The sequence below is a fragment of the Achromobacter anxifer genome, from assembly GCF_903652925.1.
Lineage (GTDB): Bacteria > Pseudomonadota > Gammaproteobacteria > Burkholderiales > Burkholderiaceae_B > Achromobacter > Achromobacter anxifer.
Genome location: NZ_CAHLAR010000006.1, coordinates 248,390 through 269,444, shown reverse-complemented (window position 1 = coordinate 269,444; position 21,055 = coordinate 248,390). Strand labels below are relative to the sequence as shown.

Annotated in this window: 15 protein-coding genes and 4 tRNA genes; 17 read left to right on the top strand and 2 right to left on the bottom strand. The window is 63.2% G+C overall.

Going from position 1 to position 21,055, the window contains the following annotated elements; genetic code table 11:
- Positions 1–26: 26 nt before the first annotated feature.
- Together HWY37_RS20635 and HWY37_RS20630 are read right to left on the bottom strand one after the other, a co-directional pair.
- The gene (locus tag HWY37_RS20635) at positions 27–1,034 is read right to left on the bottom strand and encodes an ABC transporter ATP-binding protein (protein WP_175205406.1); all 1,008 of its coding nucleotides are present in this window, start codon (positions 1,032–1,034) and stop codon (positions 27–29) included.
- A gap of 47 nt (positions 1,035–1,081) precedes the next feature.
- Positions 1,082–2,089 carry an ABC transporter substrate-binding protein gene (locus HWY37_RS20630; protein WP_175205407.1) on the bottom strand — a complete coding sequence of 336 codons (1,008 nt, stop codon included), beginning with the start codon at positions 2,087–2,089 and terminating at the stop codon, positions 1,082–1,084.
- Positions 2,090–2,283: 194 nt separating this feature from the next.
- Here HWY37_RS20630 and hisN point away from each other — a divergent pair, with 194 nt between their 5' ends.
- From hisN to rpoC, 17 genes are all read left to right on the top strand, one after another.
- Positions 2,284–3,090, top strand: coding sequence for a histidinol-phosphatase (gene hisN, locus HWY37_RS20625; protein ID WP_175205408.1), 807 nt, complete (start codon positions 2,284–2,286; stop codon positions 3,088–3,090).
- Between the two features lie 60 nt (positions 3,091–3,150).
- On the top strand, positions 3,151–4,536 hold the full coding sequence (locus tag HWY37_RS20620; protein ID WP_175205409.1) for a glutamine synthetase family protein: 1,386 nt from the start codon (positions 3,151–3,153) through the stop codon (positions 4,534–4,536).
- A gap of 31 nt (positions 4,537–4,567) precedes the next feature.
- Positions 4,568–5,956 (top strand): aldehyde dehydrogenase family protein, encoded by a 1,389-nt coding sequence (locus HWY37_RS20615; protein WP_175205410.1) that lies wholly within the window; start codon positions 4,568–4,570, stop codon positions 5,954–5,956.
- Positions 5,957–5,980: 24 nt separating this feature from the next.
- Complete coding sequence (locus HWY37_RS20610) at positions 5,981–7,144, top strand: iron-containing alcohol dehydrogenase (RefSeq protein ID WP_175205411.1); 1,164 nt, start codon at positions 5,981–5,983, stop codon at positions 7,142–7,144.
- 113 nt (positions 7,145–7,257) lie between these two features.
- Positions 7,258–7,344: transfer RNA gene (locus HWY37_RS20605), tRNA-Tyr, on the top strand.
- Positions 7,345–7,492: 148 nt separating this feature from the next.
- A tRNA-Gly gene (locus HWY37_RS20600) sits at positions 7,493–7,566 on the top strand.
- Between the two features lie 10 nt (positions 7,567–7,576).
- A tRNA-Thr gene (locus HWY37_RS20595) sits at positions 7,577–7,651 on the top strand.
- A gap of 51 nt (positions 7,652–7,702) precedes the next feature.
- A complete protein-coding gene (gene tuf, locus HWY37_RS20590) occupies positions 7,703–8,893 on the top strand; it encodes an elongation factor Tu (RefSeq protein ID WP_175205412.1) in 1,191 nt (396 codons plus the stop codon).
- 133 nt (positions 8,894–9,026) lie between these two features.
- Positions 9,027–9,102: transfer RNA gene (locus HWY37_RS20585), tRNA-Trp, on the top strand.
- A 64-nt stretch (positions 9,103–9,166) separates the two neighbouring features.
- Positions 9,167–9,547, top strand: coding sequence for a preprotein translocase subunit SecE (gene secE, locus HWY37_RS20580; protein ID WP_006389585.1), 381 nt, complete (start codon positions 9,167–9,169; stop codon positions 9,545–9,547).
- A gap of 9 nt (positions 9,548–9,556) precedes the next feature.
- Complete coding sequence (gene nusG / locus HWY37_RS20575) at positions 9,557–10,090, top strand: transcription termination/antitermination protein NusG (protein WP_006389586.1); 534 nt, start codon at positions 9,557–9,559, stop codon at positions 10,088–10,090.
- A 66-nt stretch (positions 10,091–10,156) separates the two neighbouring features.
- A complete protein-coding gene (gene rplK / locus HWY37_RS20570) occupies positions 10,157–10,588 on the top strand; it encodes a 50S ribosomal protein L11 (protein ID WP_006389587.1) in 432 nt (143 codons plus the stop codon).
- A 2-nt stretch (positions 10,589–10,590) separates the two neighbouring features.
- Positions 10,591–11,289 (top strand): 50S ribosomal protein L1, encoded by a 699-nt coding sequence (rplA, locus tag HWY37_RS20565; RefSeq protein WP_054459364.1) that lies wholly within the window; start codon positions 10,591–10,593, stop codon positions 11,287–11,289.
- Positions 11,290–11,538: 249 nt separating this feature from the next.
- A complete protein-coding gene (rplJ, locus tag HWY37_RS20560; RefSeq protein ID WP_054459366.1) occupies positions 11,539–12,063 on the top strand; it encodes a 50S ribosomal protein L10 in 525 nt (174 codons plus the stop codon).
- A gap of 81 nt (positions 12,064–12,144) precedes the next feature.
- Positions 12,145–12,525 (top strand): 50S ribosomal protein L7/L12, encoded by a 381-nt coding sequence (gene rplL / locus HWY37_RS20555; protein ID WP_042795892.1) that lies wholly within the window; start codon positions 12,145–12,147, stop codon positions 12,523–12,525.
- Positions 12,526–12,689: 164 nt separating this feature from the next.
- Positions 12,690–16,802, top strand: a complete 4,113-nt coding sequence (rpoB, locus tag HWY37_RS20550; RefSeq protein WP_175205413.1) for a DNA-directed RNA polymerase subunit beta — start codon at positions 12,690–12,692, stop codon at positions 16,800–16,802.
- A complete protein-coding gene (rpoC, locus tag HWY37_RS20545) occupies positions 16,802–21,046 on the top strand; it encodes a DNA-directed RNA polymerase subunit beta' (protein WP_175205414.1) in 4,245 nt (1,414 codons plus the stop codon). The genes rpoB and rpoC overlap by 1 nt, the downstream gene beginning before the upstream one ends.
- Positions 21,047–21,055 lie beyond the last annotated feature (9 nt).

Below are 21,055 nucleotides of genomic sequence, written 5' to 3'. Positions count from 1 at the left end.
GGCTCCGGCAGGCAGGGCGCGATTCGTCATACGCTGACCCAGGCGCACTGGCCTGGCTCCATGTCCAGTCGCACGGGGGCGCCACGCGACAGGCCCGCGGCGCCATGTTGTTCCACCAGCAGTTCGCGTCCCAGCCAGGCGACGCGCAGGCGGGTGAGGTTGCCCATGAACGTCATGTCCTGCACGCGGCCCGGCCCGTGTTCGTCCGCCGCGATGCGCAGGTTTTCCGGACGCAGGCAGGCTTCGAAGCGTTCGCTGGCGCCTTCGGGCCGCGTCGCCAGCAGCTGGGGCATGGCGTCGCGCACCCAGTCGGTGGGCAGCAGGTTGCTCAGCCCCACGAAGTTCGCCACGAAGCGCGTGCGCGGCCGCAGGTACAGATCGGAAGGCGAGCCCACCTGTTCGATGCGGCCGTCGTTCATGCAGACGATCTTGTCGGCCAGCGTCAGCGCTTCTTCCTGATCATGCGTGACCATGACCGTGGGAATCTTCAGGCGCCGCTGCACCTCGTGGATCTCGGCGCGCATGTCGGTGCGCACACGCGCGTCCAGCGCCGACAGCGGTTCGTCCAGCAGGATCAGCGCGGGATCCACCGCCAGGGCCCGCGCCAGCGCCACGCGCTGCTGCTGGCCGCCCGACAACTGGTGCGGATAGCGCGCGGCGTGGTCGGGCAGCTTGATCAGCGCCAGCAATTCCTTCACCCGCGCCGCGATGCGTTCGCGGGATTCGCCGCGGATGCGCAGGCCATAGCCCACGTTTTCCGCCACGGTCATGTTGGGAAACAGCGAGTACGACTGGAACACGATGCCGAAGCCGCGCTTGCGCGCGGGCAGCGCGCTCAAGTCGCGTCCGCCCAGCGTGATGGTGCCGCGGTCGAACGGCAGCAGGCCCGCCACGATCCGCAGCAAGGTGGTCTTGCCGCAACCGCTGGGGCCGAGCAGGCAGACGAATTCATGTTCGCCCACGGACAGGTCGATGTCTTGCAGCGCTACCGACGCATCGAAAGTCTTGCGGATTCCGCGCAATTCCAGATACATGCCGTCTCCAGGAGAGGCGGCGGCCGGCTTGCCCGGCCGCCGGCCCGTCAACGCTTGATGGTGTCCTGCCAGGTCTTGATGGTCGCGTCCCGCTCCGTGGCGGACTTGGGGAAGTCCACGGGATACAGCACGGCGGTCAGGTCCTTGGGCAGGCCGGCGGCTTCGGCGGCCTTGTTGGGCGTGGCGCCGGGAATGGTCACCAGTTCCTTGTACTTGCTGTACAGGTCGCCCGCCTGCGCCGACAGCGTCCAGTCCAGGAATCGCTTGGCGTCGGTGGGATTCTTGGCGGTCTTCATCAGGCCGGAGGCTTCCAGCTCGTAGCCCACCCACTTGGACGGGATCACCATCTTGATGGGGAAGCCTTCTTCGATGGACTGCATGGCGGGGAAGGCGAAGGACACGCCGATCGCGTATTCGCCAGCGCGGGCCATCTTGCAGGGTCGCGAGCCCGACGGCGTGTACTGCGCCACGTTCTTGTCCAGGTCCTTGAGCAGCGCCCAGCCCTTTTCCTTGCCCATGCCTTGCAGCAGCGCGACGATCTGTAGATAGCCGGTGCCCGAGGCCGCAGGGCTGGGGATGACGATTTCTCCCTTGTAGACCGGCTTGGTCAGGTCTTCCCAGGAGGTCGGCATGGGCAGGTTCTTGGACTTGAGCCTGTCGGTGTTCACACAGAAGGCGGCTACGTAGCCGGTGGCCGCGAACCACTTCTGGTCGGCGCCCTTGTACTGGGCGGGCAGGGCGTCCATGCCCTTGGCCGCATAGGGTTCCAGCAGGTTCTGCAGGCGCGGATCCAGCATGTTGCTGACGGCGAAGCCCCAGATCACGTCCTGCTGCGGATTGGAGGCCTCGGCGATCAGGCGGGCGCCCAGGTCGCCGGTGGACAGCCGCAGCACGTTGACCTTCACGTCCGGCATGGCGGCGTTGGCGGCTTTCAGATAGGCCGCGATTTCGTCTTCTTCGAGGGCGGTGTAGACGGTGATGGCGCCGGCATGCGCCTGCGTCCAACCTAGGGAAATTACTGCAACCACAAGGCTAAGCTTCTTCATACATTGCATGATGGAACTCCGGTTGGAATACACGGCAACGGTGGCGAGCTACGTATGCGGACAGCGCTCTGCAACAAATCCGGCAGGTTGCAGTTTTATGTATGTTTGCAAATTTGTGGCAACGTGTCTAGACTGGAAAAACCAGTATTCAAGGGTTTTTTTGGCGTAGGCGCATTCTCCCGCGCCACGCCTGGAGCTCATCGATGCAAACTTCACCGCCGTTATCCGCGCAGCAGCTGGCCGCGTACTCCTCGTTCGCCCAGACGCTGGCGGACCGTGTGCGCCCCTTGTCGCGCAAGTGGTTCCGGCACCCGCTGGCCGTGGACACCAAGGCCGACGAAAGTCCGGTCACGCAGGCGGACAGGGAGGTCGAAGCTGCCTTGCGCGAAGCCATTGCCCAGCACTATCCCGACCACGGCATCTACGGTGAAGAGTTCGGCGCCTCGCATGCCGAGGCCGAGCTGGTGTGGTCGCTGGATCCCATCGACGGCACGCGCGCCTTTATTTCCGGCAATCCGCTGTGGGGCACGCTGCTGGCGCTGCTGCACCGGGGCAAGCCCGTGGTGGGCGTGATCGACGTCCCCATGCTGGACGAGCGCTGGATCGGCGCGGCCGGCGCGCCCGCCCAGCTCAATGGCGTTGCCTGCCGCGCCAGCGCCTGCACCGAGCTGCGCCAGGCCATCCTCTATGCCACCTCGCCCGACATCTTCGTTGGCGCGGAGCTGGCCGCCTTCGAAGCCCTGACCGAGGCCGCGCGCATGCGCCGCTACGGCGGGGATTGCTACAGCTATGGCCTGCTGGCCAGCGGGCACGTCGACCTGGTGGTCGAGTCCGGCCTGCAACCGTATGACTATCTGGCGCTGATGCCCGTGATCGAAGGGGCTGGCGGCGTCATTACCGATTGGTCGGGGCAGCCGTTAAGCCTCGAATCGCAGGGCCGCGTCGTCGCGGCCGCCACGCCGCAGCTGCATCGCCAAGCGATGCGGGTGCTGGGGGCGGCCATGACCTGAACGCCGCGCCGCCCGCCCGCAGGTCAACGCAACGCTTCAGCCACAACAAGGTGAACGAGCATGCATGCACTAGGGGTAGCAACGGTGGAAGACGCGGAGCGGCTGGTGCAAGCCAGCCAGCTCTCGCACATCAAGGTAGGCTTGTCCGACGTCGATGGCGTCATGCTGGGAAAGTACATACGGCGCGACAAGTTCCTGGGCGCGCTGCGTTCGGGGCTGGCGTTCTGCGACGTGGTGTTCGGCTGGGACCTGGACGACCAGCTCTACGACAATACCAAGTACACGGGGTGGCATACCGCCTATCCCGACGCCAAGCTCAGGATCATTCCGCAGTCCGGACGCCGGCTGACGCTGGAGCAGGGCCCGGGCGGCGAGGACATGCTGCTCTTCCTGGCGGAATTCGAGGGCGACGCGGGCGCCATCTGTCCGCGCCGGCTGTTGCACAGGACCCTGGACCGCGCCGCGGACATGGGCTATGACGCCTACGCCGCGCTGGAATACGAGTTCTTCATGTTCCGCGAAACGCCGCATTCGGTGCGCGCCAAGAACTACCGCAACATGGAAAACTGGACGCCGGGAAACTTCGGCTATTCCGTGCTGCGCAGCACCGTCGAAGGCGATTTCTACCGCAAGCTGCTGGACATGTGCGAACGCATGGACATGCCTATCGAAGGCCTGCATACCGAAACCGGGCCCGGCGTGCTGGAAGCGGCGCTGGCGGTTGACCTGGCCGCGTCGGCCGGCGATAAGGCTTTTCTCTTCAAGACCTTCACCAAGGCGCTGGCGCAGCAGAACGGGCTGATGGCGACCTTCATGGCGAAGTGGTCGCACGACCATCCGGGGCAGAGCGGCCACATCCATCTGTCGCTGCGCGACCGCAAGACGGGCCGCTCCGCCTTCTACGACGAATCCCGGCCGCACGGCATGAGCGCGACGCAAGCGTCCTTCATGGCCGGCGTGCAGCGCTACCTGCCGGAGTTCATGTCCATGTACGCGCAAACTATCAACAGCTATTCGCGCCTGGTGCCTGGCTACTGGGCGCCGCTGGACGCGACCTGGGGCATGGAGAACCGCACCACCGCGTTGCGGCTGATTCCGGGCAGCGACAAATCGCAGCGCGTCGAGGTGCGCATCGGATCAGCCGACGCCAATCCCTACCTGGCCTTGTCGGCCGCGCTGGCCTCCGGGCTGCATGGCATCGAGCAGGGCCTGAAACCCGAGCCGATGGTGCAAGGCAATGCCTACACGCAGCAGTTTCCGGCGCATCTGCGCCTGCCCACCACGCTTTGGGAATCCGCGCAGCGGCTACGCGAATCCGAGGCCGCGCGGCATCTTTTCGGCGACGCATTCGTCGAGCACTACGCCGCCACGCGCGAATGGGAAGAACGGCAATTCCGGCGCCACGTGACCGATTGGGAACTGGCGCGCTACTTCGAAATCATCTGAATCCAGACCAAGGCGCTCGCGCAGGACAGACATGACCCAGGAACTCATCACCATCAGTCCCATCGACGGGCGCGAGGTTGTGCGCCGCCCCTATGCCAGCGAGGCGCAGATCGCGCAGGCGCTGGCCAATGCCCAGGCCGCGCAGCCCGCGTGGCAGGCGCTGGGCGTGGAGGCGCGGGGGCGCATCGTATCCGCGGCGGTCGATCGCTTCGTCGCCGCGAAGGACGAGGTCGCGCGCGCCATCACCATCCAGATGGGCCGGCCGCTGCGCTACACGCCCGGCGAGGTGGGGGGCTTCGAGGCTCGCGCGCGCCACATGATCGCGATCGCGGGCGAGGCGCTGGCGCCCATCCAGGTTGCGGAAATGGCGGGATTCACGCGCTTCATCAGCCGCGAACCCATAGGCGTGGCGCTGACCATTGCGCCGTGGAACTATCCCCTGCTAACGGCGGTGAACAGCATCGTGCCCGCGCTGATGGCGGGCAACACCGTCATCCTCAAGCATTCCGACCAGACGCCCCTGTGCGCGGAACTGATCGAACGCGCATTCCGGGAAGCCGGCGTGCCCAAGGGCGTGTTCCAGTACCTGCATGCCAACCATGACATCGTGCACCGGCTGATCCGCGCGCCGGAGATCGGCTACGTCTCGTTTACCGGCTCCGTGCGCGGCGGGCATGCCGTGGAGGAAAGCGCGGCGGGGCGGTTCATCGGCGTAGGCCTGGAGTTGGGCGGCAACGATCCGGCCTATGTGCGCGAGGACGCGAAAATCGAGCACGCGGTCGAGACGCTGGTCGACGGCGCGTTCTTCAATTCAGGCCAATCCTGCTGCGGCATCCAGCGCATCTATGTGGCGCGCGCGCGGTACGACGAGTTCGTCGAGCGCGCGGTCGAATTGACGCGCAGCTATGTTCTGGGAAATCCGCTGCAGGCCGAAACAACGTTGGGGCCGGTGGTGCGCGCCAAGGCCGCAGCAGAGATCCGTGAAATCATTGACGCCGCGGTTTCGGCGGGCGCCAGAAACCTGATTGATAGCTCGCATTTCAAGGAAGCGAGCATAGGCTCGCCTTACGTCGCGCCGGCGTTGTTGACGCAGGTCGACCATCGCATGCGCATCATGAACGATGAATGCTTCGGTCCGGCTGTCGGCATCATGGCGGTGGACAGCGACGAGGAGGCGATAGGCTTGATGAACGACAGTCCCTACGGCCTGACGGCGGCGGCTTTTACGCAGGACCAGGATGCGGCCCTGCATATAGGCCGGCAGGTGCAGGCAGGCACGTTCTTCATGAACCGTTGCGATTACCTGGATCCCGCGCTGGCCTGGACCGGCGTGAAGAACTCCGGCCGCGGCGTCTCCTTGTCGGTCGTGGGCTACGAGCAGCTCACCCAAGCCAAATCCTTCCATCTGCGCAGCGTCTGACACGACGCCATCAGGAAACCCACCATGACCGTGCCCAGCGTTAATTGGAACTATCCCACCGCCATCAAGGCCGGCCCCGGCCGCATCAAGGAACTGCCCGAGCTATGCCGCGGCCTGGGCATGACGCGGCCTCTGCTCGTGACGGATCCCGGGCTTGCCGCCTTGCCGATGGTGACGCAGGCCGTGCGCGCGTGCCGCCAGGAAGGGCTGGAATGCGGCCTGTTCCACGAGATCAAAGGCAATCCCACGGGCCGCAATGTCGACGACGGCGTGCAGGCCTACAGGCAGGGCCGCCATGACGGCGTGATCGCGTTCGGGGGCGGCTCCGCGCTGGATGCCGCCAAGGCCATCGCGCTGATGGCCGGACAGCGCCGGCCCTTGTGGGACTTCGAAGACGTGGGCGACAACTATCTGCGCGTCGACGTGGCGGGCATGGCGCCGGTGGTGGCGGTGCCGACCACTGCGGGCACGGGTTCCGAAGTCGGGCGCGCCTCCGTCATCACCGACGAGGCCGCCGAGGTCAAGCGCATCATCTTCCACGCGCGCATGCTGCCTTCCGTTGTGATCCTGGATCCCGAGCTCACGGTCGGCCTGCCGCCGAAGATCACGGCGGCGACGGGCATGGACGCGCTCTCGCACAATCTCGAAGCCTACTGTTCACCGTTCTTCCATCCCATGGCGGCGGGCATCGCGATCGAAGGCATGCGCCTGGTCAAGGAGTATCTGCCGCAGGCGGTCGCCAATGGCAGCGATTTGCAGGCGCGGCTGCAGATGCTGGTGGCGTCGAGCATGGGCGCGACGGCGTTCCAGCGCGGCCTGGGCGCCATGCATGCGCTGGCGCACCCGCTGGGCGCGCTGTACGACGCGCATCACGGCATGCTCAACGCCATCCTCATGCCTTACGTGCTGAAGGCCAACCAGCACGCCGTGGCGCCGCGCCTGGAGGCGTTGGCGCGATACCTGGATCTGCCGGATCCCGGCCCGGGCGCCGTGCTGGACTGGGTGCTGGGCCTGCGCGAGACGCTGGGCATCCCCCATACCCTGGCGGAAATCGGCATCGATGAAGGCCAGGCGGAGCGGGTAGGGCGTATGGCGGCCGAGGATCCTTCGGCCGGCACCAACCCCGTCAACTACACGCCGGAGCAGTATTCCGATCTTTTGCGTGCAGCAATTCGCGGAAACCTGTAAGCTTCGCCCCCTCTGCGCGGAAACGCTGCGGTGGTTGAAGAAGAATTTTGAATATTTCGTCCCAAGCGTTTGACAGCGGATTTGAAAGTGTTCATAATCTCGAATTCTCCTGTGGAGGAGTGCCCGAGTGGTTAAAGGGGGCAGACTGTAAATCTGTTGGCCTTGCGCCTACGTTGGTTCGAATCCAACCTCCTCCACCAGAGACCTACACCTAAATCCAGGCGCGGTTTGCCTGGATTTACAATGTGAAGCTCAGAAAGCTGAGCAGCCTTCGCAAAGAAGGTTGTAAAGCTGTCCCGGGCTTCAGATTGAAAAAGGTTTGGGAAAGAGAAGGTGAAAGGGTATGCCGCGGGTGTAGCTCAATGGTAGAGCAGAAGCCTTCCAAGCTTACGACGAGGGTTCGATTCCCTTCACCCGCTCCAAGATTTATTTGCCCATGTGGCTCAGTGGTAGAGCACTCCCTTGGTAAGGGAGAGGTCGCGCGTTCGATCCGCGCCATGGGCACCACTAATTTCTCTCTTCTTCAGTCAGAAGCGCAATCCAGGTCAGGAGTCAGCCATGGCAAAAGGCAAGTTTGAACGTACCAAGCCGCACGTGAACGTGGGTACGATTGGTCACGTTGACCACGGCAAAACGACGTTGACGGCGGCCATCACGACCGTTCTGTCGAACAAGTTCGGCGGCGAAGCCAAGGGCTACGACCAGATCGATGCGACTCCTGAAGAAAAGGCTCGCGGCATCACGATCAACACGGCCCACGTCGAGTACGAAACGGAAGCGCGTCACTACGCGCACGTTGACTGCCCGGGCCACGCTGACTACGTGAAGAACATGATCACGGGCGCGGCGCAAATGGACGGCGCGATCCTGGTGGTGTCGGCCGCTGACGGCCCGATGCCGCAGACCCGCGAACACATCCTGCTGTCGCGCCAGGTTGGCGTGCCGTACATCATCGTCTTCCTGAACAAGGCTGACATGGTTGACGACGCCGAGCTGCTCGAGCTGGTGGAAATGGAAGTTCGCGAACTGCTGTCGAAGTACGACTTCCCGGGCGACGACACCCCGATCGTGAAGGGTTCGGCCAAGCTGGCGCTGGAAGGCGACAAGGGCGAACTGGGCGAACAAGCCATCATGGCTCTGGCCGCTGCGCTGGATTCGTACATCCCGACGCCCGAGCGCGCCGTGGACGGCACGTTCCTGATGCCGGTTGAAGACGTGTTCTCGATCTCGGGTCGCGGCACCGTGGTGACCGGCCGTATCGAACGCGGCGTGATCAAGGTCGGCGAAGAAATCGAAATCGTCGGTATCGTTCCGACGGTGAAGACGACCTGCACGGGCGTGGAAATGTTCCGCAAGCTGCTGGACCAAGGTCAAGCCGGCGACAACGTGGGCATCCTGCTGCGCGGCACCAAGCGTGAAGACGTCCAGCGCGGCCAAGTTCTGGCCAAGCCGGGCTCGATCACCCCGCACACGGACTTCACGTCCGAGGTGTACATCCTGTCCAAGGAAGAAGGCGGCCGTCATACCCCGTTCTTCCAAGGCTATCGTCCCCAGTTCTACTTCCGCACGACCGACGTGACGGGCACGATCGAACTGCCGGCCGACAAGGAAATGGTTCTGCCGGGCGACAACGTGGCCATGACGGTCAAGCTGCTGGCCCCCATCGCCATGGAAGAAGGTCTGCGTTTCGCCATCCGTGAAGGCGGTCGTACCGTCGGCGCCGGCGTCGTCGCCAAGATCCTGAAGTAAGCAATACCCGGATGGGTAGAGTGGACTCTCAAGTCCCTCTATCCATCTTTGCTGTAAAAGTAGTATGATTTATGGTTCCGCAAGTTGTTGTATGTAAAGCGGAAGCAGCTGTGTAGTGCAAGTGTAGTGTTTTAGGGGCATAGCTCAATTGGCAGAGCGTCGGTCTCCAAAACCGAAGGTTGTAGGTTCGATTCCTACTGCCCCTGCCACCGCCAGGATAAACCCGCGGGAGATCATCGCGAGTTACGCATTCACGGCGGCTCGCGTCGCAATATGTCTAATACCAGCGTAGAAACCGTAACCAGTACCGCCGACCGGGTGAAGCTCGGGCTGGCGGTTCTCGTCGTTATTGCTGGCATCGTCGGGTTTTCCGTGCTCAGCGCGCAACCCATGCCTGCACGTATCGGCGTGTTCGTCGGCGGCCTCGTGATCGCAGCCGTGATCGCCTGGTTCAGCGAACCCGGCCGCCGCACCCTGAGCTTCGCCAGCGAGTCCTACAACGAAGTCAAGCGTGTCTCGTGGCCCACCCGCAAGGAAACGACCCAGATGACGGGCATCGTTTTCGCGTTCGTGGCGGTCATGGGCATTTTCATGTGGGTGCTCGACAAGGGCATCGAATGGATTCTCTACGGCCTGCTGTTGGGCTGGAAATAAGGACGGCGAATGAGTAAGCGTTGGTATGTCGTCCATGTGTACTCCGGCATGGAAAAAAGCGTACACAAGGCCCTGAACGAGCGCATCGAGCGCGCGGGCCTGCAAACGTCTTTTGGCCGCATCCTTGTGCCCTCCGAGGAAGTCGTCGAGGTCAAGGGTGGTCAGAAGTCGATCACCGAGCGCCGCATTTTCCCCGGTTATGTCCTGGTTGAAATGGACCTGACCGACGAAACGTGGCACCTGGTCAAGAACACCAACCGCGTCACCGGCTTTTTGGGTGGCTCGGGCAACCGTCCGACCCCGATTTCCGAAAAGGAAGTCGAGAAGATCCTCTCCCAGATGGAAGAGGGCGTCGAGAAACCCCGCCCCAAGATCCTGTTCGAAGTGGGCGAGATGGTTCGGGTCAAGGAAGGTCCGTTTGCAGACTTCAACGGCAACGTCGAAGAAGTCAATTACGAAAAGAGCAAGGTACGCGTGTCTGTCACCATTTTTGGTCGCGCCACGCCCGTCGAACTCGATTTCAGCCAGGTCGAAAAGACCTGATTTCAACCCCCGGGGAGCTCCCAGGCCTGAACGCCCAGGAGCGATATAACCCGCAAGGAGCAAAGCATGGCGAAGAAGATCGTCGGCTTTATCAAGCTGCAAGTGCCGGCTGGTAAGGCTAACCCCTCCCCCCCGATTGGCCCGGCCCTGGGTCAGCGTGGCCTGAACATCATGGAATTCTGCAAGGCGTTCAACGCCAAGACCCAAGGCATGGAGCCTGGTCTGCCGATTCCCGTGGTGATCACCGCCTTCGCGGACAAGAGCTTCACCTTCATCATGAAGACCCCGCCCGCGACGGTCCTCATCAAGAAGGCCGCCGGCGTGCAAAAGGGTTCGTCCAAGCCGCATACCGACAAGGTCGGCACGCTGACCCGCGCGCAAGCTGAAGAGATCGCCAAGGCCAAGGGCCCCGATCTGACCGCCGCTGATCTGGACGCCGCCGTGCGCACGATCGCTGGCAGCGCCCGCAGCATGGGCATCACGGTTGAGGGGATCTAATCATGGCAAAACTGTCCAAGCGCGCCGCCGCCATTGCGCAGAAGATCGACCGCACCAAGCTGTACCCGGTCGCTGAAGCCCTGACCCTGGTCAAGGAAACCGCTGTCGCCAAGTTCAATGAATCCATTGACGTGGCCGTGCAGCTCGGCATCGACCCGAAGAAGTCGGACCAACTGGTCCGCGGTTCGGTCGTGCTGCCCGCCGGCACCGGCAAGTCGGTCCGCGTGGCCGTGTTCGCCCAAGGCGACAAGGCTGAAGCCGCCAAGGCCGCTGGCGCCGACATCGTCGGTCTGGACGACCTGGCTGACCAGATCAAGGCCGGTCAAATGGACTTCGACGTGGTCATCGCCTCGCCCGACACGATGCGTGTCGTGGGTGCCCTGGGCCAGATCCTGGGTCCCCGTGGCCTGATGCCGAACCCGAAGGTCGGCACCGTGACCCCGGACGTCGCTACCGCTGTCAAGAACGCCAAGGCCGGTCAGGTTCAGTACCGCACCGACAAGGCCGGCATCATCCACGCAACGATCGGCCGCGCGTCGTTCGGCGTGGAACAGCTGCAAACCAACCTGGCCGCTCTGGTCGACGCCCTGCAAAAGGCTCGTCCCGCAGCTGCCAAGGGCATTTACCTGCGCAAGCTGGCCGTTTCGTCCACGATGGGCGGCGGTGCGCGCGTGGAAATTGCCTCGCTGTCGGCCAACTAAGCCGATAGCTGTAAACGTACTTTGGGCTGCATCCGGATTCCTCCGGATGTTGCTGTCAAAGACCGCTGGAGCAGGGTGGTTCAAGCAGCATCGATCCACTCCGCTTAATCCCGAAGCCAGCAAGGTTCGGATCCAGCGTAGACGGCGTCCCCAGGAAGATTTCTTTATACGAAGAACTCGACCAGGCGCCGCATTCGGTTGACGCGCAAGGCTCAGGCCCCAGGCGTCTTTTGATGGAGTGTTCAAACCGTGAGTCTCAATCGTCAAGAGAAAGCGGTGGTGATCGAGGAAGTCTCGGCGGAAGTCGCCAAGGCTCAATCGATTGTTATCGCTGAGTACCGTGGTCTGGACGTCGCCTCTGTCACCGTACTGCGCAAAACTGCGCGTGAATCGGGCGTGTATCTGCGTGTTCTGAAGAACTCGCTGGCCCGTCGTGCTGTTGCCGGCACGGCTTTCGAGCCGTTGGCCGAGCAACTGACTGGTCCGCTGATCTATGGCATCAGCGCTGATCCGGTCGCGGCGGCCAAGGTCCTCGCAGGTTTCGCGAAGAGCAATGACAAGCTGGTCATCAAGGCGGGCTCGCTGCCCAACAGCCTGTTGAACCAAGAAGGTGTGAAGGCCCTGGCCACCATGCCCTCGCGCGAAGAGTTGCTGTCGAAACTGCTGGGCACCATGCAAGCCCCCATCGCGCAATTCGTGCGTACGCTCAACGAAGTTCCGACCAAGTTCGCCCGTGGCCTCGCGGCTGTGCGCGACCAGAAGGCCGCGGCTTAATCGCCTGCCTTCCCGGAATTCGCTGAACGACCGAGCGACACCCAAACCCTGGCATTACCAAAATATTTGGAGTTCTGAAAAATGGCACTTAACAAAGCTGAAATCCTTGACGCCATCGCTGGCATGACCGTGCTCGAGCTGTCCGAGCTGATCAAGGAAATGGAAGAGAAGTTCGGCGTGTCGGCTGCTGCCGCCGCTGTCGCTGTCGCTGCTCCCGCCGCTGGTGGCGCTGCCGCCGCCGCTGAAGAGCAAACCGAGTTCACCGTCGTCCTGACCGACGCCGGCGCCAACAAGGTTAGCGTCATCAAGGCCGTGCGCGAGCTGACCGGTCTGGGTCTGAAGGAAGCCAAGGACCTGGTCGACGGCGCTCCGAAGCCCGTCAAGGAAGCTGTGGCCAAGGCTGACGCCGAAGCCGCCAAGAAGAAGCTGGAAGAAGCTGGCGCCAAGGTCGAAGTCAAGTAAGACCTGCGTCAATTTGCCCGGGGACAGCGCAGTTTGCAGTCCCCGGGCTTTTGCGTTTCCAGGAAACCCCTACTGGGGGCATGCCCTTTTACAGGGGGGTTTCCTGGAGTCGTATCACCTGGGGCCGTGGTTGACGGCCCATGCAACCTCGAGTCGGAGTGCTCATGCCTTACTCGTACACCGAAAAAAAGCGCATCCGCAAAAGCTTCGCCAAGCGTGAAGACGTTCAAAACGTTCCCTTCCTGTTGGCGACACAGCTTCAATCCTACCTAACTTTCCTGCAGGCGGATACCGCCCCGTCCGATCGCGTAGCCGACGGTTTGCAGGCGGCGTTCTCGTCGATTTTCCCGATCGTTAGTCACAACGGTATGGCGCGCTTGGAGTTCGTGAGCTATGTGCTCGGCGAACCGGTGTTCGATGTCAAGGAATGTCAGCAACGTGGCCTGACCTATGCCTCGCCCCTGCGAGCCAAGGTCCGCCTGGTGCTGCTTGACCGCGAAGTCAGCAAGCCCACCGTGAAGGAAGTGAAGGAACAGGAAGTCTACATGGGCGAAATTCCGCTCATGACGGGCACGGGTTCCTTCGTCATCAACGGCACCGAGCGTGTCATCGTTTCGCAGCTGCACCGCTCGCCTGGCGTGTTCTTCGAGCACGACCGCGGCAAGACCCACAGCTCCGGCAAGCTCCTGTTCTCGGCCCGCGTGATTCCTTACCGCGGCTCGTGGCTGGACTTCGAATTCGATCCGAAGGACGTCCTGTTCTTCCGCGTCGACCGCCGTCGCAAGATGCCCGTCACGATTCTGTGCAAGGCCATCGGCATGACGCCAGAATCGATCCTGGCCAACTTCTTCGACTTCGACAACTTCGAATTGAAGAGCGAAGGCGCGATGATGGAATTCGTGCCTGAGCGCTGGAAGGGCGAAATGGCCCGTTTCGACATCGCCGACCGCAGCGGCAAGGTCATTGTCGAAAAGGACAAGCGCATCAACGCCAAGCATCTGCGCGACCTGGCTGCCGGCGGCATCCAGCGCATCTCCGTGCCGGAAGACTTCCTGTACGGCCGCGTGCTGGCCAAGAACATCGTCGATCCGGACACCGGTGAAGTCATCGCCAACGCCAACGACGAGATCACGGAAAGCGTGCTGGGCGCCCTGCGCGCCGCCAACGTGCACGACATCCAGGCCCTCTACACGAACGACCTGGACCGCGGCCCGTACATCTCGCAAACGCTGCGCACCGACGAAACCGCCGACCAGATGGCTGCCCGCGTCGCCATCTACCGCATGATGCGTCCTGGCGAACCGCCCACCGAGGAAGCGGTGGAAGCGCTGTTCCAGCGCCTGTTCTACAGCGAAGAAACGTACGATCTGTCGCGCGTCGGCCGCATGAAGGTCAACAGCCGTCTGGGCCGTGGTGAAGACATCACCGGTCCGATGACGCTGACCAACGAAGACATCCTTGAAACCATCAAGGTGCTGGTCGAGCTGCGTAACGGCCGTGGCCAGATCGATGACATCGATCACCTGGGCAACCGCCGCGTGCGTTGCGTCGGCGAACTGGCCGAGAACCAGTTCCGCGCCGGCCTGGTGCGCGTCGAGCGCGCCGTCAAGGAACGTCTGGGCCAGGCCGAGACCGAAAACCTGATGCCGCACGACCTGATCAACTCCAAGCCGATCTCGGCTGCCATCAAGGAGTTCTTCGGTTCGAGCCAGCTGTCGCAGTTCATGGACCAGACCAACCCGCTGTCGGAAATCACGCACAAGCGTCGTGTTTCCGCACTGGGCCCGGGCGGTCTGACCCGCGAGCGCGCCGGCTTCGAAGTCCGTGACGTGCACCCGACCCACTATGGCCGCGTCTGCCCGATCGAAACGCCGGAAGGCCCGAACATCGGCCTGATCAACTCCATGGCGCTGTACGCTCGTCTGAACGAGTACGGCTTCCTGGAAACGCCGTACCGCAAGATCATCGACGGCAAGGTCAGCGAACAGATCGACTACCTGTCGGCCATCGAAGAAAGCCACTACGTCATCGCGCAGGCCAACGCCGCGCTGGACGAAGACGGCCGTTTCGTGGACGACCTGGTGGCTTGCCGCGAAGCCGGCGAAACCATGCTGACCGCCCCGGCCAACGTGCACTACATGGACGTTGCCCCGTCGCAGATCGTGTCGGTCGCCGCCTCGCTGATTCCGTTCCTGGAGCACGACGACGCGAACCGCGCGCTGATGGGCGCCAACATGCAACGTCAGGCCGTGCCTTGCCTGCGTCCGGAAAAGCCGGTCGTGGGTACGGGCATCGAGCGCACCGTGGCCGTTGACTCGGGCACGACCGTGCAAGCCCTGCGTGGCGGCCTGGTCGACCACGTCGACGCCGAGCGCGTCGTGATCCGCGTGAACGATGAAGAAAACGTCGCTGGCGAAGTCGGCGTCGACATCTACAACCTGATCAAGTACACCCGTTCCAACCAGAACACGAACATCAACCAGCGTCCCATCGTCAAGCGTGGCGACAAGGTCGCCAAGGGCGACGTGCTGGCTGACGGCGCATCGACCGACCTGGGCGAACTCGCCCTGGGTCAGAACATGCTGATCGCGTTCATGCCCTGGAACGGCTACAACTTCGAAGACTCGATCCTGATCTCCGAAAAGGTTGTTGCCGATGACCGCTACACCTCGGTGCACATCGAGGAACTGACGGTCGTCGCCCGCGACACCAAGCTGGGTCCGGAAGAAATCACGCGCGACATCAGCAACCTGGCCGAGACGCAACTGAACCGTCTGGACGATTCGGGCATCACGTACATTGGCGCCGAAGTCAGCGCCGACGACGTGCTGGTCGGCAAGGTCACGCCCAAGGGCGAAACCCAGCTGACGCCGGAAGAAAAGCTGCTGCGCGCCATCTTCGGTGAAAAGGCGTCCGACGTTAAGGACACCTCGCTGCGCGTGCCCTCGGGCATGACCGGCACCGTGATCGACGTGCAAGTGTTCACGCGCGAAGGCATCGTGCGCGACAAGCGCGCCCAGTCCATCATCGACGATGAACTGCGCCGCTATCGCCAGGACCTGAACGATCAGCTGCGCATCGTTGAAAACGACCAGTTCGACCGTATCGAAAAGATGCTGGTCAACAAGACCGTCAACGGCGGCCCGCGCAAGCTGGCCAAGGGCGCCACGATCACCAAGGCTTACCTGGCTGATCTGGACCGCTGGCAGTGGTTCGACATCCGCCTGGCCGACGAGCCGCACGCCGTCGTGCTGGAGCAGGCCAAGGAATCGCTGGAGCAGAAGCGCCACCAGTTCGACCTGGCCTTCGAAGAGAAGCGCAAGAAGCTGACGCAAGGCGACGAGCTGCCCCCGGGCGTGCTGAAGATGATCAAAGTCTACCTGGCCGTGAAGCGTCGTCTGCAGCCTGGCGACAAGATGGCAGGCCGTCACGGCAACAAGGGCGTGGTCTCGCGCATCACCCCGGTGGAAGACATGCCGCACATGGCTGACGGCACGCCGGCCGACATCGTTCTGAACCCGCTGGGCGTGCCCTCGCGGATGAACGTCGGCCAGGTGCTGGAAGTGCACTTGGGCTGGGCTGCCAAGGGCGTGGGCCACCGCATCGCCGACATGCTGCGCGACGAGCGCACTGCGCAGGTCAAGAACGTCCGCGCCTACCTGGACAAGGTCTACAACACGACCGGCACCGGCGCGCGCATCGACGAGCTGACCGACGAAGAAGTCATGGAAATGGCCCAGAACCTCAAGAACGGCGTGCCGTTCGCGACGCCCGTCTTCGACGGCGCGACCGAAGAGGAAATCACCACGATGCTGGAACTGGCCTATCCGGACGAAGTCGCCAAGCGCATGGCGCTGACGCCGTCGCGCACCCAGGCTTGGCTGTACGACGGCCGCACGGGCGAGCAGTTCGAGCGTCCCGTCACGGTCGGCTACATGCACTACCTGAAGCTGCACCACTTGGTCGACGACAAGATGCATGCGCGTTCGACCGGCCCGTACTCGCTGGTTACCCAGCAGCCTCTGGGCGGCAAGGCGCAGTTCGGCGGTCAGCGTTTCGGGGAAATGGAAGTGTGGGCGCTGGAAGCATACGGCGCCGCCTACACCCTGCAGGAAATGCTGACGGTGAAGTCCGACGACATCACCGGCCGTACCAAGGTATACGAAAACATCGTCAAGGGCGACCACGTCATCGACGCCGGCATGCCGGAATCGTTCAACGTGCTGGTCAAGGAAATCCGCTCGTTGGCCCTGGACATGGATTTGGAGCGTAACTAATGAAAGCGCTACTCGACCTCTTTAAGCAAGTCTCGCAAGACGAGCAGTTCGATGCCATCAAGATCGGCATCGCCTCGCCCGAGAAGATCCGTTCGTGGTCCTACGGCGAAGTTCGCAAGCCCGAGACCATCAACTACCGCACGTTCAAGCCTGAGCGCGACGGCCTGTTCTGCTCCAAGATCTTTGGCCCGATCAAGGACTACGAGTGCTTGTGCGGCAAGTACAAGCGCCTGAAGCACCGTGGCGTGATCTGCGAAAAGTGCGGCGTGGAAGTGACCGTCGCCAAGGTTCGCCGTGAACGCATGGGCCACATCGAGCTGGCCAGCCCCGTCGCGCACATCTGGTTCCTGAAGAGCCTGCCGTCGCGTCTGGGCATGGTGCTCGACATGACCCTGCGCGACATCGAACGCGTCCTGTACTTCGAAGCCTGGTGCGTGATCGAACCTGGCATGACGCCGCTCAAGCGCGGCCAGATCATGTCGGATGACGATTTCCTCGCCAAGACCGAAGAGTACGGCGACGACTTCCGTGCCCTGATGGGCGCGGAAGCCGTGCGCGAACTGCTGCGCACCATCGACATCGACCGCGAAGTGGAAACGCTGCGCGGCGAACTGAAGGCCACCAGCTCGGAAGCGAAGATCAAGAAGATCTCCAAGCGCCTGAAGGTGCTGGAAGGCTTCCAGAAGTCCGGCATCAAGGCCGAGTGGATGGTCATGGAAGTGCTGCCCGTGCTGCCGCCGGACCTGCGTCCGCTGGTGCCGCTGGACGGCGGCCGCTTCGCGACCTCCGACCTGAACGACCTGTACCGCCGCGTCATCAACCGCAACAACCGCTTGAAGCGCCTGCTGGAGCTGAAGGCTCCGGAAATCATCCTGCGCAACGAAAAGCGGATGCTGCAGGAAGCCGTCGACTCGCTGCTGGACAACGGTCGCCGCGGCAAGGCCATGACGGGCGCCAACAAGCGCCAGCTCAAGTCCCTGGCCGACATGATCAAGGGCAAGAGCGGTCGTTTCCGTCAGAACCTGCTGGGCAAGCGCGTCGACTACTCGGGCCGTTCGGTCATCGTGGTGGGTCCGCAGCTCAAGCTGCACCAGTGCGGCCTGCCGAAGCTGATGGCCCTGGAACTGTTCAAGCCGTTCATCTTCAATCGTCTGGAGATGATGGGCCTGGCCACGACCATCAAGGCTGCCAAGAAGCTGGTGGAAAGCCAGGAACCGGTGGTCTGGGACATCCTGGAAGAAGTCATCCGCGAACACCCGGTCATGCTGAACCGTGCGCCCACGCTGCACCGTTTGGGCATCCAGGCGTTCGAGCCGGTCCTGATCGAAGGCAAGGCCATCCAGCTGCACCCGCTGGTTTGCGCGGCGTTCAACGCCGACTTCGACGGTGACCAGATGGCCGTTCACGTGCCGCTGTCGCTGGAAGCCCAGCTGGAAGCGCGCACGCTGATGCTGGCCTCCAACAACGTGCTGTTCCCGGCCAACGGCGAACCGTCGATCGTCCCGTCCCAGGACATCGTGCTGGGTCTGTACTACACGACGCGCGAGCGCATCAATGGCCGCGGCGAAGGCATCTTCTTCACCGACGTGGCTGAAGTGCAGCGCGCCTACGACAACGGCGAAGTCGAACTGCAGTCGCGCATCACCGTGCGCCTGAAGGAACACGAGCGCGACGAGAACGGCGAATGGCAGCCGGTGATCCGCCGTCATGAAACGACGGTCGGCCGCGCGCTGCTGTCCGAAATCCTGCCCAAGGGCCTGCCCTTCACGGTGCTGAACAAGGCGCTGAAGAAGAAGGAAATCTCGCGCCTGATCAACCAGTCGTTCCGCCGCTGCGGCCTGCGCGACACCGTGATCTTCGCTGACAAGCTGATGCAGTCGGGCTTCCGCCTGGCCACGCGCGGCGGTATCTCCATCGCCATGGGCGACATGCTGATCCCGACCGCCAAGGAAGGCATCCTGGCCGAAGCCAGCCGCGAAGTGAAGGAAATCGACAAGCAGTACTCGTCGGGTCTGGTCACGTCCCAGGAACGCTACAACAACGTGGTGGACATCTGGGGCAAGGCCGGCGACAAGGTCGGCAAGGCGATGATGGAACAACTGGCCACCGAGCCCGTGATCAACCGTCACGGCGAGGAAGTGCGCCAGGAATCGTTCAACTCCATCTACATGATGGCTGACTCGGGCGCCCGCGGTTCGGCCGCCCAGATCCGCCAGCTGGCCGGTATGCGCGGCCTGATGGCCAAGCCGGACGGTTCGATTATCGAAACGCCGATTACCGCGAACTTCCGTGAAGGCCTGAACGTACTCCAGTACTTCATCTCGACTCACGGCGCGCGTAAGGGTCTGGCCGATACGGCACTGAAGACCGCCAACTCGGGTTACCTGACCCGTCGTCTGGTCGACGTGACGCAAGACTTGGTGATCACCGAGGACGATTGCGGCACTTCGCAGGGCTACAACATGAAGGCCCTGGTCGAAGGCGGTGAAGTCATCGAACCGTTGCGCGACCGTATCCTGGGCCGCGTGGCCGCCGTGGATATCGTCAACCCGGACACGCAGGAAACGGCCATCGTCGCCGGCACCCTGCTGGACGAAGACATGGTCGACACCATCGACCGCATCGGCGTGGACGAAGTCAAGGTCCGCACCCCGCTGACTTGCGAAACGCGCCACGGCCTGTGCGCGCACTGCTACGGCCGCGACCTCGGCCGCGGCTCGCCGGTCAACCAGGGCGAAGCGGTCGGCGTCATCGCCGCCCAGTCCATCGGCGAACCGGGCACGCAGCTCACGATGCGTACGTTCCACATCGGTGGCGCGGCGTCGCGTTCGGCCCTGGCCAGCGCGGTGGAAACCAAGTCCAGCGGTACCGTCGGCTTTGCCAGCACGATGCGCTATGTCACGAACGCCAAGGGCGAACGCGTGGCGATCTCGCGCTCGGGCGAACTGGCGATCTTCGACGACAACGGCCGCGAACGCGAACGCCACAAGATCCCGTACGGCGCGACCGTGCTGGTGGGCGATGGCGAAGCCGTGAAGGCTGGCGCGCGCCTGGCGACGTGGGACCCGCTGACCCGTCCGATCGTGTCGGAATACGGCGGCGCCGTCCGCTTCGAGAACATCGAAGAAGGCGTGACCGTTGCCAAGCAGGTGGACGAAGTCACCGGCCTGTCGACGCTCGTCGTCATCACGCCGAAGACCCGTGGCGGCAAGATCGTCATGCGTCCGCAGATCAAGCTGGTCAACGAGAACGGCGAAGACGTCAAGATCGCCGGCACCGATCACTCGGTGAACATCTCGTTCCCGGTGGGCGCGCTGATCACGGTGCGCGACGGCCAGCAGGTTGCCGTGGGTGAAGTTCTGGCGCGTATTCCGCAGGAATCGCAAAAGACCCGCGACATTACCGGCGGTCTGCCGCGAGTGGCCGAGCTGTTCGAAGCCCGTTCGCCGAAGGATGCCGGCATGCTCGCCGACGTCACCGGCACGGTCTCGTTCGGCAAGGACACCAAGGGCAAGCAGCGTCTGGTCATCACCGACCTGGAAGGCGTGAGCCACGAGTTCCTGATTCCGAAGGAAAAGCAGGTTCTGGTGCACGACGGCCAGGTGGTGAACAAGGGCGAAATGATCGTGGACGGCCCGGCCGATCCCCACGACATCCTGCGCCTGCAAGGCATCGAGAAGCTGGCGACCTACATCGTCGACGAAGTGCAGGACGTGTACCGTCTGCAGGGCGTGAAGATCAACGACAAGCACATTGAAGTGATCGTCCGCCAGATGCTGCGCCGCGTGAACATCGTCGATGCTGGCGATACCGAGTTCATCCCGGGCGAGCAGGTCGAGCGCTCCGAGCTGTTGAACGAGAACGACCGCGTCACGGCCGAAGACCGCCGTCCGGCTACGTACGACAACGTGCTGCTGGGCATCACCAAGGCCTCGCTGTCGACCGACTCGTTCATCTCGGCCGCTTCGTTCCAGGAAACCACCCGGGTCCTGACCGAAGCCGCCATCATGGGCAAGCGCGACGACCTGCGTGGCTTGAAGGAAAACGTCATCGTCGGCCGCCTGATTCCGGCGGGTACCGGCCTGGCGTACCACCATGCCCGCAAGGACAAGGAAGCGCTGGAGGCCGCGGAACGCGAAGCCGCTCGCCAGCTGGCCAACCCGTTCGAAGACTCGCCGGTCACGGTGGGCTCGGATGCGGAAACGCCGGCTGCCGACCTCGGCGCCGAGGATTCCGCCGAATAAGCGGAAGCT